This is a genomic window from Mycobacteroides sp. H001 (genome assembly GCF_001440005.1).
In the GTDB taxonomy this organism is placed as follows: Bacteria; Actinomycetota; Actinomycetes; order Mycobacteriales; family Mycobacteriaceae; genus Mycobacterium; species Mycobacterium gwanakae.
The window spans coordinates 134,885-148,503 of sequence record NZ_LJYH01000028.1 but is presented as its reverse complement, the minus strand read 5'-3'; the positions used below and the strand labels follow the sequence as shown (position 1 = coordinate 148,503).

At 63.0% G+C, this 13,619-nt stretch carries 15 protein-coding genes; 5 read left to right on the top strand and 10 right to left on the bottom strand.

The features are described from left to right. The first annotated feature begins 148 nt into the window (after positions 1-148). The 3 genes from AOT83_RS11410 to AOT83_RS11400 all read left to right on the top strand — a co-directional run bounded on the left by AOT83_RS11410 (position 149) and on the right by AOT83_RS11400 (position 2,562). Positions 149-1,252, top strand: coding sequence for an oxygenase MpaB family protein (locus AOT83_RS11410; RefSeq protein WP_057965381.1), 1,104 nt, complete (start codon positions 149-151; stop codon positions 1,250-1,252). Then, complete coding sequence (locus AOT83_RS11405) at positions 1,249-1,806, top strand: peroxiredoxin-like family protein (protein WP_057965380.1); 558 nt, start codon at positions 1,249-1,251, stop codon at positions 1,804-1,806. The genes AOT83_RS11410 and AOT83_RS11405 overlap by 4 nt, the downstream gene beginning before the upstream one ends. Positions 1,807-1,935: 129 nt before the next feature. Then, the gene (locus AOT83_RS11400; protein ID WP_030096150.1) at positions 1,936-2,562 is read left to right on the top strand and encodes a TetR/AcrR family transcriptional regulator; all 627 of its coding nucleotides are present in this window, start codon (positions 1,936-1,938) and stop codon (positions 2,560-2,562) included. Here AOT83_RS11400 and AOT83_RS11395 read toward each other — a convergent pair. From AOT83_RS11395 to AOT83_RS11370, 6 genes are all read right to left on the bottom strand, one after another. Further along, the gene (locus AOT83_RS11395; protein ID WP_057965379.1) at positions 2,513-4,072 is read right to left on the bottom strand and encodes an NAD(P)/FAD-dependent oxidoreductase; all 1,560 of its coding nucleotides are present in this window, start codon (positions 4,070-4,072) and stop codon (positions 2,513-2,515) included. The two genes, AOT83_RS11400 and AOT83_RS11395, sit on opposite strands and share 50 nt — an antisense overlap. Continuing rightward, complete coding sequence (locus tag AOT83_RS11390; RefSeq protein ID WP_057965378.1) at positions 4,069-5,103, bottom strand: alpha/beta hydrolase; 1,035 nt, start codon at positions 5,101-5,103, stop codon at positions 4,069-4,071. Before AOT83_RS11390 ends, AOT83_RS11395 begins: the two co-directional genes overlap by 4 nt. After that, positions 5,100-6,635 (bottom strand): NAD(P)/FAD-dependent oxidoreductase, encoded by a 1,536-nt coding sequence (locus AOT83_RS11385; protein ID WP_057965377.1) that lies wholly within the window; start codon positions 6,633-6,635, stop codon positions 5,100-5,102. The genes AOT83_RS11390 and AOT83_RS11385 overlap by 4 nt, the downstream gene beginning before the upstream one ends. Further along, positions 6,632-7,492, bottom strand: coding sequence for an SDR family NAD(P)-dependent oxidoreductase (locus AOT83_RS11380; protein WP_057965376.1), 861 nt, complete (start codon positions 7,490-7,492; stop codon positions 6,632-6,634). Before AOT83_RS11380 ends, AOT83_RS11385 begins: the two co-directional genes overlap by 4 nt. Continuing rightward, entirely contained in the window at positions 7,489-8,361 is an 873-nt protein-coding gene (locus AOT83_RS11375) for an SDR family NAD(P)-dependent oxidoreductase (protein WP_057965375.1), read from the bottom strand. Before AOT83_RS11375 ends, AOT83_RS11380 begins: the two co-directional genes overlap by 4 nt. Before the next feature lie 189 nt (positions 8,362-8,550). After that, positions 8,551-9,183 (bottom strand): TetR/AcrR family transcriptional regulator, encoded by a 633-nt coding sequence (locus AOT83_RS11370; protein WP_057965420.1) that lies wholly within the window; start codon positions 9,181-9,183, stop codon positions 8,551-8,553. Between the two features lie 316 nt (positions 9,184-9,499). Between AOT83_RS11370 and AOT83_RS11365 the strand changes: the two genes are divergently transcribed. Continuing rightward, on the top strand, positions 9,500-10,180 hold the full coding sequence (locus AOT83_RS11365) for an MspA family porin (protein ID WP_030096143.1): 681 nt from the start codon (positions 9,500-9,502) through the stop codon (positions 10,178-10,180). Between the two features lie 61 nt (positions 10,181-10,241). Next, positions 10,242-10,940 carry an MspA family porin gene (locus AOT83_RS11360; protein ID WP_057965419.1) on the top strand — a complete coding sequence of 233 codons (699 nt, stop codon included), beginning with the start codon at positions 10,242-10,244 and terminating at the stop codon, positions 10,938-10,940. 14 nt (positions 10,941-10,954) lie between these two features. On the opposite strand, the gene AOT83_RS11355 is transcribed toward AOT83_RS11360, so the two are convergent. From AOT83_RS11355 to AOT83_RS11340, 4 genes are all read right to left on the bottom strand, one after another. After that, positions 10,955-11,698 carry an ESX secretion-associated protein EspG gene (locus AOT83_RS11355; RefSeq protein WP_057965374.1) on the bottom strand — a complete coding sequence of 248 codons (744 nt, stop codon included), beginning with the start codon at positions 11,696-11,698 and terminating at the stop codon, positions 10,955-10,957. Then, positions 11,695-12,735, bottom strand: coding sequence for a PPE domain-containing protein (locus AOT83_RS11350; protein WP_057965373.1), 1,041 nt, complete (start codon positions 12,733-12,735; stop codon positions 11,695-11,697). Before AOT83_RS11350 ends, AOT83_RS11355 begins: the two co-directional genes overlap by 4 nt. Before the next feature lie 3 nt (positions 12,736-12,738). Further along, entirely contained in the window at positions 12,739-13,110 is a 372-nt protein-coding gene (locus AOT83_RS11345) for a PE family protein (RefSeq protein ID WP_057965372.1), read from the bottom strand. 141 nt (positions 13,111-13,251) lie between these two features. After that, positions 13,252-13,602: a metallopeptidase family protein gene (locus AOT83_RS11340; RefSeq protein ID WP_057965371.1), complete on the bottom strand. Its 351-nt coding sequence runs from the start codon at positions 13,600-13,602 to the stop codon at positions 13,252-13,254. Positions 13,603-13,619 lie beyond the last annotated feature (17 nt).

Genomic DNA, 13,619 nt, shown 5'->3' with positions numbered 1-13,619 from the left:
TTGTAGCACCGTATGCCGACAAGTCGTCGTAACCGAGCGGGCGGAGGGGTCCTTTTCCATATTTATATTGCAATGCAATCTGAATACCAGTACTATTTCAACTGGTTGGAACCAAGCACGTCACACTGCGATGCAAGGGAGTTGGACTATGGGCAGCCTGCGAGACGACCCGAGGTACGCGGGAACTGTTGAGGAGCGTCGCAGGCGCGACCGGCGGTACGACTTCCTGTTGAAGCTGCACGGGAAGAACGGCAAGAAGGCATTGCAGATCGCCGAGGCGCCGCGCCAGGACGACGGCTACTTCGGGCTCGACTCGCTCAGCTTCAAGGTCTACGAAAATGTCATGATCGCCGGGATGGGTGCACTCTCAGGCTTGTTCATCTCCACCATCGACCCCGATGGCGCTTACGGCGTCGGCCAGCACACGACGTACTACTACGACACGGTGGGCAGGATTCGCCGGAGTCTGTTGTTCTTCGCCGGTGCGGTCGCGGGAGACACCGACGCGGCCGTCAAGGTAGGGCGAGATCTTTTCCGTAAGCACTCGCACGTCAATGGCGATGTGCCATCGACCGGCGAGTCGTATCGTGCGAATCATGTTGAGACGCTGAAGTTTACGTATGTGGTCGGGTGGCCGCACCTCTGGCGTGCCTACAAGAGGTTTGGCGACCCGAACGCGACGTACGAGGACGAGTGCGTGTTCTACAAGGAGCAGGTGCGCGTGTGCGAGTTGATGGGCATGCCGGCGGGCGAGCTGCCCGATACGCCAGAGGCCGTCGAAGCCTGGGTGAAGGACGCGGAGAAGAACATCATGGCGGTTACCCGGCCGGCCCAAGAACTGTACGACTTCATGCTGCACAATCCGTGGACGCCGTTGTATCCCAACGCGATTATGGGTGCGGGCATCAAACTCGCGATCTGGGCGGCGATCCCACTGCTCACGCCGTACGTCAGGGAGATCTGTGACCTGGAGACCATGCGCATCCGGCCCGCCATTGGCACGTTCGCGATCAAGGGTGCCGTGCGTGCACTGCGTAATCCGATTGTCGAAAAGCTGATTCTTCCCTGGTTCGGATACGAGATGTGGGGATACATGCACAACGCGATCCGGCATGCACCGGATACCGGCCCGGTGCCTTTCGATCATGAGGTGGGCCTGAAACTGCAGCAGGGCAAGGGGGGAACACTCGAGGCCAGTGCATGCCCGATGCATGCCGTCGCGGCGGCGCGGTCGGTAGAGGCACTGGTATGACACGTATCGACATCATGGCCAATGAGCGGCTACTCGATGATCGTCACCACCTGCATGAGTTTCACGAGCTATGGGCCGAGGGCCCGGTGGCGTTCGTCTTCCTGCGCCAGTTCGGCAGTGCCTTCGCACTTCGGCAGGCCCAATCGCTCAACCGCTACCACGATGAGATCGTCGCTGCGGGAGCGAAAGTCGTCTTCATCGGATTGGGCACCTCTATCCAGGGCTTCACCTTTCGTAAGCGCAGCCAGACCCGATTCTTGGTGCTGACGACGCATGACCAGACGCTGTACCGGACGATGGGACTCTGGCGGTACCGAAGAGGAACGATCGGGCTCTCGAACCTCGGACCGTGGCTCGAGCTCATGCGTGAGGGTGTGTATCCGTACCAACGAACGGGCGACCCGTATCAGCTGGGTGGTGTCTTCGTCGCGACCGCGGGAGGTCGTGAAGTCACCTGGGATTTCCGGGCGCACCGCGCCTGTGACGTCGCACCGGCGGGCGCTATAGCCAATGCGCTCGTCGCCGCGGCCGCGCGAAATCCTGTCGCGACCTGACCGCCGCGGAAGCCCATGCCCCGAGCAGCGATCTCCGAGCCGATTGCGGTAGCTGGATATACTGCGAGCCACCCGGTTACGGTCGGGAATCGAAAGGCGCACGATGGGGCGCGCGGACTAGCGAGCGGGGTGTCGATGCCGAGGGCGCTGACACGCGAGGAGCTCCAGGCGCAGACCCGCGAGCTCGTGCTCACCGCCGCCGAGACGGTCTTTCTGCAACGGGGATTTCACGCGACGACGGTTGCGCAGATAGCGGCCGAGGCAGGACGCACCCAGGGGTCGATCTACAGCAACTTCGAGAGCAAAGACGCGTTGTGTCAGCAACTCCTGCGTATTCACTACGAAGGATGGCTGACGCAGGTCGCGCTGGCGGTGATGGCCTCCGAGGGGACATCGGCCAAACTTGAGGTCGTCGAGGCGAAGTGGCGAGTTCTCAGTGGTGAGACCGATTGGATCGGCCTCACCACGGAGTATCTCCTGGCCGCCCGGCACAGTCCCGAACAATCAGAGCTCATCCGTGAGACGGTGTCGGGTCTGCAGGACGGGGTGAAAGCGGTGCTTCTGGGACAGCTTCAGAGCGAAGGCGTCGACGTAGACGAGGGTGCCCTCCTCGACGACGCGGTGGCGGCGATCATCGCGACGGGTATGGGTTTGGTGGTCAACCACACCATGGGCCTGGTCGGTCTCGATCAGTCGACCAGCGTGTTCATGCAGACCCTCGAGACGTGGCGAGATCGACTGAGTTCTTCTCACTAACTCTGGTGAACTCGTAGTCGGTGAATGGGAAATACCGGTTCTGCAGGCGCATCTCGGTATTGGTGGAGGGGCGGTACGCGGCAGCATCACCCTGATAGTTGATGTAGTAGGTGTTCGAGCCGGCACACAGCGGTGTGGGCAGGTGGCTCTTGGCGGCACGCGACAGCATCTGTTGCCAGTACTTGTCGTGGGGCTCCCGGCGAACCTCGCACCGGGTGGCTCCACGCCGCCGGGACTCCTTTATTGCTCGAACAGCATGGGCCACAGTTGATTCCAGTAGCACTAGGTATGATCCGGGTGAGTACGCCCACGGGCCGATCAGCATGTAAGCGTTGGGCCAACCCGGAATGGTCACCCCTTGGTAGGCCTGATAGCGATTCTCATCCCACCAGGTGTTCAGGTCGACGCCCTCGCGTCCCAGGCAGGGGAAGGGCGGGGTTGCGCCCTTTTCCATGACCTTGAATCCGGTGGCACAGACCAGCACGTCGATCTTGTGCTCGACACCGTCAGCGGTGACGACGGAGTCCTCCGTGATCCGTTCGATGGGCTCGGTCACCAGGTCGACATTCGGCTTGGTGAACGTCGAAAACCACTCGTTATGCATCGAGGGCCGTTTGCAACCGAAGGCATAGGTAGGGGTGAGCTTTTTGCGTAGTTCGGGTTCTCCGGGGAGCTGCGTCCACATCCATCCCCGCAGGGCCAGACCAACGCTCTGCAGCACCGCCTTGTACAAGCGTTCCCCCAGCAGCTGTCCGCCTAGCAGCGCGCCGCCGAGCCCCAACTCGACGAGCACCATGCCGGCGCCGCGCAGGGGCGCGCGCAGCAGGCGATTGCCGAAGATTAATCGGGTGAGGGGGCCGGTCTTGAAGTCGAGCTTGGGCGCGACCCAGATCGCGGTGCGCTGGAACACCGTCAGGCGACTGACCTGATCAGCGATCGCTGGTACCAACTGCAGTGCGGTGGCGCCGGTTCCGATCACGGCCACCCGCTTGCCGGTGAGGTCGTAGTCGTGGTCCCACGCCGTGGTGTGCTGGAGCTTGCCGGCGAAGGTGTCGATACCCGGGATGTTCGGCAGGTTCGGCACCTCGAGCCCCCCGATCCCGACGATCACGTGACGTGCCGTGATTTCGCCTCGGTCGGTCTGCACATGCCAGATATCGGTGGCCTCGTCGAACCGGCTGCCGAGCACGGTGGTGCTCAGCCGCAGCTTGTCGCGCAGGCCGTGTTGATCGACTACGTCCTCGGCGTACTGCTGCAGCTCTTCCCCCGGCGCGAACAGCCGGCTCCAGTTCCCGGTTTGGGCAAAGGAGTAGCTGTAGATGAAGGATGGAATGTCCACCGCCACACCGGGGTACTTGTTGATAAACCACGTTCCGCCCACGGACGGATGCTTGTCGACGATGACGAAGTCGTCGATCCCCGCCTTGCGTAGCTTGACGCCCGCGGCGATACCGCCGAATCCGGCGCCTACGACGAGGACCTCGTGTTGGGGGAGGGCGGGTGTGCTCACGATGTGCCTGCCTTGGAGATGGTCGGGTTGGTGATCTGGCCGATGAAGTACGCCATGTCTGCAACGGCTGCCCGAGCATCAGGCAGCAGATCCGCCGCTATCTGAAAATCGTGCACGGCGTGGTCCCAGATCTGAACCGTGCACGGCACGTTGGCCTCGGCGCAGCGGCGGGCCAAGTGCTCGACATCGACCAGCAGCACCTCGAGTGATCCCACTTGAATGAAAACCTTTGGTAGGCCGGTGAAATCGTGGTTCACCGATGACCAGGCGGGGTCCAACACCCCGTCGGGGGCCATGCCCAGTTCGCCCGGAACGGAGAGAATTAGACCGGACAGCATCGCGTCACGGGACTCGTTCGGATGAGCCTTCTTGGCCGAACAATCGAGGTCCGCCCAGGGGGAGATGGCGGCGATGCCGCCGGGTACAGGTAATCCGAGATCTCGCGCGGCGAGCGCCGCGCTGAAGGCCAGTCCACCTCCGGCTGAATCACCCGCGAACACGATCTTGTCGGCGGTGTATCCCTGGTCGAGCAGATACCGGTAAGCGGTCATGGCATCGGCTACAGATTCGGTGATGTGCGCCAACGGGAGCTGGCGATAGTCGACCGCGAGTAGTCGCGTTCCCGCTGCGCGCGCAAGGCGTGCCGTCATGCGCCGGTGACTGTGGAGGCCGCCCAGAATGAAGGCACCGCCGTGGAAATACAGCACCGCGCCCTCCGCCGGATTCTCGGGATCGGAAAGATCCTTATGCCACAGCCACTCCGCACGGAAGCTGGGGAACGTCACAATACGGCGCGCCGTACCCCTACTCGGCCGCAACGGGTATGCGGCCACCTCGACGAAGTTGACAGCCCGGAATCCGCGCGTCCTCAACGCGGGAAATCGTATGGCGAGTTTGGCAAGAAGCTCCAGCGGTGCTCGCAGCAGAACGCGCGCCACCGCGTGGGAAATCCTTTGTAGGGCTGATCCACTCCCCGTCATCTCGACGCTGACGGAGCCCCCGGTGGCGGTAATCGGTACCGAGTTGTTCATGCGAGCACCTCCGCGGGCTGTTTCTCGTAGACGTAGTCGTCGAGCGGGAACTTGCGTGTGCTGCGGCGTGCCTCGAAGAAGCCCGCAGGCCGCAGGTACGTGCTGTCGCCCTGTGAGTTCCGGTAGTAGGTCGGAATATGTCCGTTCAGCTCCGCAAGGTAGTACCGGATGGCCTCGGATCGTTGCCGCACCGTCTGATGGTAGGTGTCGGCGATCTCCTTGCGTACCTCACAGCGAATCGCACCGCGCCGGTTGGTCTCGGTGATCGCACGTACGGCGTGATCCGATGTCATCTCCATGAAGGCATGCCAACCCGAGCCCGTCCACGAGTACGGCCCGCATAACGTCCATCGATTTGGCAGACCGTGCACCGCAACACTTTCGTAGGCCTGCAATCCTTGCTCGGCATAGTATTTCGCCAAGTCGAAGCCGTTGCTGCCCACAATTGCTCCGGGAAGATAGGTCTCCGGATCGGAGAACACTTCGTATCCCGTGGCCAGCACCAGTGCATCGAATGGGTGTTCGGCGCCATCGCGTGTCCGGACGCCGGCCTCGGTAATCCTCTCGATCGGCTCGGTGATCAGCGAGACGTTGTCACGGTTGTACGCCTGCAGATAGCCGTTGGATATGGTCGGGCGCTTGGCAAGCGGGCCGAAGTCGGGAGCCAGTTTTTCGGCCGTAGACGGATCCTTCACCACCCAACGGATGTAACGCCGGTATGCGGCAATGCATGCCGCATCGAACCTGTCCATCGCGGGCCGTGACCATCGGAACGGCGCTCTACTCAGAGTGCGCAGTAGCAGGTCGGCGAGTACCAGGACGGCGCCATTGAGTGCGGGCTGCACGCCGGGCGCCGCGTATAGGGGGCGCAGGATGGGACCGATTTCAAGGTCCGGCTTGGGCAGTGACCACACGGGTGTGCGCTGAAAGACGCTGAGATGCGACACCCGCGGCGCGATCGTCGGAATGATCTGCACCGCACTGGCTCCGGTGCCGATGATGCCGACACGTCTTCCCGCCATATCGTACGAGTGGTCCCAGTCTGTAGGCCGTTGCACCTTGCCGCCGAACGAGTCCGCTCCGGCGATGCCGACATCGGCCTTGGGGCGGACGAAGGCGCCGACGGCGCTGATCACGAAGCGTGCGGTGATGACCGAACCGTCGCTGGTGAGCAGGTTCCAGAATCCGGCGTCGTCCCACTCTTCCCGTTCGACGTTGGTGTTGAAGCGGACACGTTCGTGGACACCGAAGCGTTTGGCCACATCGACGTGATACTGCTTGACCTCGTCGCCCTTGGGAAAAAGCCTGCTCCACTGAGAGTTTCGTGCGAAGGAGTACTGGTAGGCGAAGGACGGAACGTCCACCCCCAGACCCGGATAGTGGTTCTCATGCCAGCTACCGCCCACGTCATCGGCCCGTTCCAGCAGCACGATGTTGCCGATACCGGCCTGCAGTAGTTTGACTCCGGCTGCGATGCCGCCGGGCCCGGCACCGATGATCGCGACATCGAATTCCGGTGCTGGTGCGCTCATTGTCCGACTCGATTCAGGAGGGGCTGTAGCCGAGACATCAGGCCGTCGGCCAGTTCGAACGAGCCGATACCGGTGACGACCCGGCTGAGACTCGGTGACAGGCGGTAGAGGCCGTAGATGAACCACGATTCGGGGTTCACGGGAACGACGGCCCAGTTGTGTCGCACCGATCGCTCGATGACGCGTGCCACCTTGTCCGGGCCTGCGTAACTGATCGACTGGATCTTGCCGGCGCGTGCGTACCACTGCTCTTGATCGATCGCGCTGATGCCTGCGCGATGACCATTGGCGATCAGATTCGTGTTGATGACACCCGGACATATCGCGGTGACGCCGATGCGGTGGCGACGTAGTTCGACGCGTAGCGCCTGTGATGCCATCAGCACGGCTGCCTTGGCGGTTCCGTACGCGGCAATCATCTTGTGCGGCAGGAAGGCCGCACCCGAGGAGATATTGACGATCTGACCGTGTACCCCGGCATCGATCATTTGTTGAGCGAATACGCGTGAGCCGTAGATGACGCTCATCAAGTCGATGTCCATGGTGCGCTGCCATTCCTGTGCGGTCATCTCGACAAAGCCGCCCCAGTCCATGATTCCGGCGTTGTTGACGAGTAGGTGTGGAGCGCCGAATTCGGCATCGACCCACTTGCCGAACGTCTCCCACTGCTCCTCGTCCGCGACATCCAATCGATACGCGATGGCGGTGCCGCCGGCGGTGACGATCTCACCTGCGGCGGACTCGGCGGCATCGATGTCGATGTCAGCCAGGATTACCCGATCTCCCTGGGAAGCGAAGAGGCGGGCGGTTTCTCGCCCAATGCCCGACCCGGCCCCGGTCACGATTGCGGTCTTCACCGATCTGCTCCGATCCCCAAGGTGTTGAGTGTGCGCGCACCCAGGTCCACGACACGTTCGGCCAGCGACATCCGTCCCAGGCTCATGAGCCCGCGGGACAGGCCGGGAGAGAGCCGGTACAAGTACCAGCCGAGCCAGGCTTCCAGACCGACCGGCACGGTGGACAGATTCCACCGCATGCCCCGATCGATCGCAGCAGCGACATGATCGGGGGAGCGTCCGAGAAAGTGCTGACCACGGCTGAGTTTGTTCGTCCACGTTGTGCCCGTTGGATTATCGACACCGCTGCGAGTGCCGTTCGCGGACAGATTGGTGTCGATCAAACCGGGACAGATCGCGCTGACACCGATGCCGTGACGCCCGAACTCGGCGCGTAGTGCCTGTGTGCCGAACCAAGCTCCTTGCTTCGCAACGACATACGACGGCGCCAAGGACGTCGGCAGGAACGCCCCAACCGAGCAGATGTTGGCGATATGACCTCTTGCGCCGGCATCGACCATGCGCTGCACAAACAATCGCGATCCAACCAGCGGGCTCATCATGTTGATCGAGATCATCCGCCGCCAGTCCGCGCCGGTCTGCTCCAGGAAACCGCCGGCAATGAGGATTCCCGCGTTGTTCACGAGCAGGTCCGGCAGGCCGTGGTGCTCGCATACCCAATTGGTGAACAGCTCCCAATCCGCCAGATCGGCGACATCCAGTCGGCGGAAAACGGCGTTACCGCCATCGCCCACGATGCGGTCGACCGTCTCGGCGCCGGTCGTCTCGTTGATATCGGATACCACGACGGTCCAACCTTTACGACCGAAGCGCTCGGCAGTCGCGCGTCCGATGCCGCTGCCCGCGCCGGTCACGACGGCTACGGGCATGGGTGGCATCCCCAGGACTGTGTGAACCAGAACGGCACTTTCATCATGTGTGGACCTCTCCTCGTCGAGCTCTTCATTCAGATAATAGGATTATCTGAATGAAGGCGCAATGCCCTACGACAGGGAGAACGGCAAGGACTCCATGACGTCGGATTGCTCGTGTATCAGTTCGCGAGCTCGCGCGATGAGTTAGCTGGAGGTGTTCGAAGAGAGCCGCAGGTCGGCAATCCACAGCTGCAGCGTGCGGGTCAGCAGCGCGACGTACTGCTGGTTGTCGATGGTGCCCAGCGTGCGGCCCAGTGCCAATCCCGTCGCGGTCGCGAGGATCGCGGTAAGCGCGGCGTCGCGTTCGTCATCGGGCACGGTGTCGGGAAGGGCGTTCGAAAGCACCGCACCCAGCAGACTGCGCCCCATGGCGATATGGCCCTGCGAGACCGCGAGCTGCGTTTGATCCTTGTGAATGGCCAGCGCATACTCGGCGGCCAGCGCTACCAGGCCCTCATCGCCGCTGAGCGCCGCGGACCATTGCGCGACCTGAGCGACCTGATCCTCGACGGACGAGGCGGACTGCAGGAGCTTGCCTGCGACCTCGGAGAAGGTCCTCATGTAGCAGCGCAGCAGTACCTCGGCGCAGAGGTTCTCCTTGCTGGAGAAGTTCGAGTAGATCGCCCCGACGGTCCGGCCGGCGGCATCGGCGATCTTGGTGACGGTAGTGCCGCCCAGTCCGTTGGCGAGGAACAATTCCTCGGCCGCATCAAGGAGATCTTCGCGGGTACGTTGCTGAGATTCGGCGCGGCTGATCCGTTGTCGCTGCCCGGACATCGCCACCTCCTTGAATCCTGCGCGGTATTCGTCTAATCCGTCCAATGCGGGTCGGCCGAGTTCGTATTTTGCCATTATCCCGATTGGGGAGTCCAGTGTGCCGGACGGAGGCTTCTACCGTGCACTGCGCCTGAGGCCGAGCCGGGGTGTGCGCATGGAGCGGACGCTCAACATACAAATCCCGTTCCCGATCCGTTCACTTGCCGTAAATGAGCTCAACTTAAAAATCATCCATACCCAAAAGGGGTATGGGGTACTAGTCCCGGGCTTTCCGGGAATGGATCGTGTTGGACAACTGAGAGGCACCGCCGCCATCATGCTGAAAAGTCTTGTCGTCCTGACCATCGTGGGCGTGCTCGGCGCGACCGCTCCGGTGGCTCTGGCTGATCCGCTGGGCGGTGAACCATTGCCGGATCGGATTGCGGCCGATTCCGCACCTGCCCCGGCCGCAGACAACGGTGCCGTGGCCTCGGCAGAGCCCGGCACCCTGCGCACGCGAGAGGGCTGGGTGCTGGCCATCGCAGCCAAGGACGAGGCCCAATTGCCCGTCGCACCATTGACCACAGCCCTATCTTCACGCGAGTACGTGGTCAGTGGAACGTTCCTTGGTGCCATCCAGGGGTCCGGCACCACGAAACTGACCGATGGGATCCTTGAAGCTGGATACCAAATCGGTTGTGGCATAAGCGCTGCCGAGGTCGACTTGAGGTTCGGTGGCGGTATCACACCGCAGATCAGTCCCGCGGGTGTGCCCAGCATCGGAGGTAACGTCTTTGGGCAGGTCCGCCCCACCCTCAAGCCGGGTACCGCCACCATCATCCCGGTCACCAAGATGGCGTTCGAGGGGGATAGCGCGCGCGTCACCATTACGGCATTCCGCATCAAGATCGACAGCTGTGTGGGCCAGTCCTTCATCCGCTCCTATGCGATCTTGACCAGCTCGACCGAGGACACGCAGGACGTGGTCACCTACATGGGTGTGACCAAGGCCGTCTGACCCTGTTTACCCAGATCTTAACTCGCTCAATCGTATCCAGCTCTGAGAGGCGTCGATGACCATGTTTAAGACTCTTGCCGCTGTGGCAACAGCGTGTGTACTCACGGGAGGGACACCGTTGGCGTCGGCTGAGCCCGGTCCCTCCCCGCTTCCCTTACCCGCCGGGATGGAGAACCCGCCGCGGCCCGCTGAAGGTGATCCTGGCCCGCCGCTGGACAACGGTGTCGTCGCTTCCGAACCACCGGCGACCGTCACAACGCCGGATGGATGGGTGCTGGCACTCGCGGCAGAGGAAGAGACCCAGCTGCCCATTCCGCCGCTCACCACGGCGACCTCCTCGCGTGAATACCTGGCCGGTGGCACGTTCATCGCCACCGTGAAAGGTGGTGGCAGCACCAAACTGAAAGGCGGGACCGTCGAGGCCGGATACCAGATTGGCTGCGGTATCGCCTTGAGTGGAGTTCGCCTGACGGGAAGCATCGGCCTGTCCTCGTCGATCGGGCAGTCCGGGCTTGGCAACATCAGCATGCCCCTCGTGGGAAACATCGAGGTGAGGCCCAAACCCGGCGAGGTCATCAATGTTTCGGTCACCAAGAAGAAGTTCAAGGGCACGCAGTCGCGCATCACACTCAAGGACGTTCACATCAAGATCGACGGATGTATCGGGCAGTCGTTCCTGCGGTCCTATGCGGTGCTCACCAGCACGACCTCGGGAACCGAAGACATCATCGCCTACTACGGCGTCACTAAGACGGTCTGAGCGGTACCGCAGTTTTATTCGAGCCCAAGGCTCTTGAGCGCGTGGGACATCCGCTGCGGGGTGGCGGGCGTAAGAGTTGCCCACAGCGCGCCGTCAGCCGAGGTGCTCGGCGTGGCCATGATCCGGCCAAATGCTGTGTCGTACACGGCAACTCCGCCGGGCGCGCGATCGGTGACACCGTCTACGCGACGAATCGCGGTGATCTCGGTCATCGCGCCGCGACGAGCCATTGCCTTGGCCACGGCTACCGCGTCGGCTTTGGTGGCGCCGAGCGCGATGAGGCGCCGGGCCATTTCGGCGGCTTCGGCGTTAAGGGCCAGCGCCAGCTGCTCGGCGGGCGCGTTGATCGACCCGAACTTCAGTGGTGTGGCGTCACCCAGGTACCGCCACAGTTCGGCGCCGAGTGACCCGGTGACCGAACGCATGGCCACACCCTCGCCATCGTTGACCAGCAGCACGTACGCCTCGCCGTGCTCCACCAGGCACAGGCGCAGCATCTGTGATCCGGCCCAGCGGCGCACCGCTACCTGACCGGTGGCCTTGCTGGCCGAAGTCAGCATGTCCCGCAGAGTCGGGTGAAGGTCCTCGCCCTTGAGCAGGTTGCGTTCCTTCAGCCGGGCGCGCGCGCCCTCCAGAGCGTCTCGATGTTCGGCTTCGTCTTCGTGGCGCGGACCAGCGGCCAGCACGACCGGCAAGAGGTCGTTGCCGGTGATCTCGCGGGTCAGTTCCAGTTCGTCGAAGTCCAGGCGGACGGTCACAGCTCCGCGCTCGCACCGAGGACCGGCGGCGCGACCGCGCCCTTGGAGCCACCGCGCTCGAACAGCGCTGAGGCGTCGACGTTTTCGAAGTCGGCGACCTTGTCGCTGGCCGGCTTGGTGGTCAGGATGTCCGGCAACTCGACCGGCTTGCTCTCGTCGCCCATGAAGACGCCGGTGGCACCGATGGCGGTGAGGTCCTTGTCGTCCTCGTCCTCATCCTTTTTGGTGCCGGCGTTCCCCACCTTGATGCCCTTGCCTGCACTCGCGGCGAGCGCACCGCCGGCCATCATGCCGGCCATCGGCGCACCCATTCCGCCCATACCCATACCGGAGCCGCCTGCGGAGGCCGCATTGGCGGTCATCGAGATGGCGGCCGCGCGGGCGCTCTGCACACCGGGCACCGAGTCGGGGCTCAGCGGGCTCGGGCCCATCTCGGACATACCGAAACCGGCAGCGCTGACGCCGGTGTTGCCGCTGTTTGCTTCCGACTTCTCTTCGGGGTACTTGATGACCTCGGGGGCCGGCGGGAACTCCACGACCTTGGCTGCGGGCTCGCTGGCCGACTCGTAGGTCTCCATCGCTTTGGCCGCCCGCAGATCCAGGCCCTGCTCCATGCCCTCGGTGGTGGCGTGCAGCCCGAAGAGTGCCCCACCCGCGGACAACGCCTCGGCCTTGGCCTTCTCAAGCTGAGCCAGGTCGTTGATGTGCGGCATGTCCAGAACCGCCGTGCTGTACGACTCGGCGTACGTGTTGGCGGTGTCGCTGACCTCCTGGGTCAGTCCGGCCATCTTGTCCAGCCACTCGGTGAACGGGGTGAGCTTGGTCAGCGCCTCCTCGGCGCGGGGGCCGCGGTACCCCTCCATCAGCTTCTCGCCGACACCCAGGCTGTTCTCGTGCACCTCGGCGAACACGGCACTGATCTCCTGCCAGGCCAGGGCACTGTCGACGACATGCGTCGGTCCGGCACCCGTGGCCAGGTCCAGGGCCAGCTTCTTGGCCTTGCGGGCCACCCAGTTGACGCCAGTGAATCCGGTCATGACTTATTCCCCCACGCCATTGATACGGGCGGCGTTGTGTCGTTCGAGATCGACGAACGCCTGCGAGTTGCGCCGGAACGCCTCGGCAATGCGCTTGAGCTGCTCGATGCCGTCCTTGGCGACCTTCTCGAAGTTCTCGTGGGTCTTCGCGGAGGCATTGGCCACCGCGGTGGACACCTCATCGCGACCGGCCGAACCGAACTTCGTGGCCTCGAGTTGTTTGTCGAGAGCTTCCTGTAGTCGCTGCGCCATCGCGTCGTACTCGACAGCGGCATCCTTCATGACATCCGGATCGACCTGCAGAACAGTTCCCGGCTGGTTGGCCAGGTCCCAACGGATCTCCTCACGCTGGGCCGGCGCTGGTACGTCAGCCATCTTCTGTCCCCTTTCCCCCACTCGTCTAACGTGGTCTTAAAGGCAGTTTTGCCCTTCATAAGATGGACGGCGGATCCCTCTGTTCGGTTCCGTCATTCTCCAAGATTTTTAGATTTTTTTCGACAAACCTCAGACGTCTCGTCAGCCCCAGCCCAGCTGGTGTAGCCGCTCATCGTCGATACCGAAATGATGAGCGATCTCGTGGATCACGGTGATTGTCACCTCGTCCACTACCTCATGTTCGCTGGAACACATCTCGAGCAGCGGCTCGCGGTAGATCGTGATGGTGTCCGGCAGCGCGCCGGCGTAGAAGCTGTCGCGCTCGGTCAGTGCGATTCCCTCGTACAGCCCGAGTAGCTCGGGGTCCTCCGGATTGCGGTCCTGGACCAACACCACCACGTTGTCGAGTGCGGCGGCGAGCTTCGGCGGCACAGCGTCCAAGGCGTCGGAAACAAGTTCCTCGAACCGTTGTTCGCTCATCTGGACGGCCATCAGGCGTTGAGGGCTCG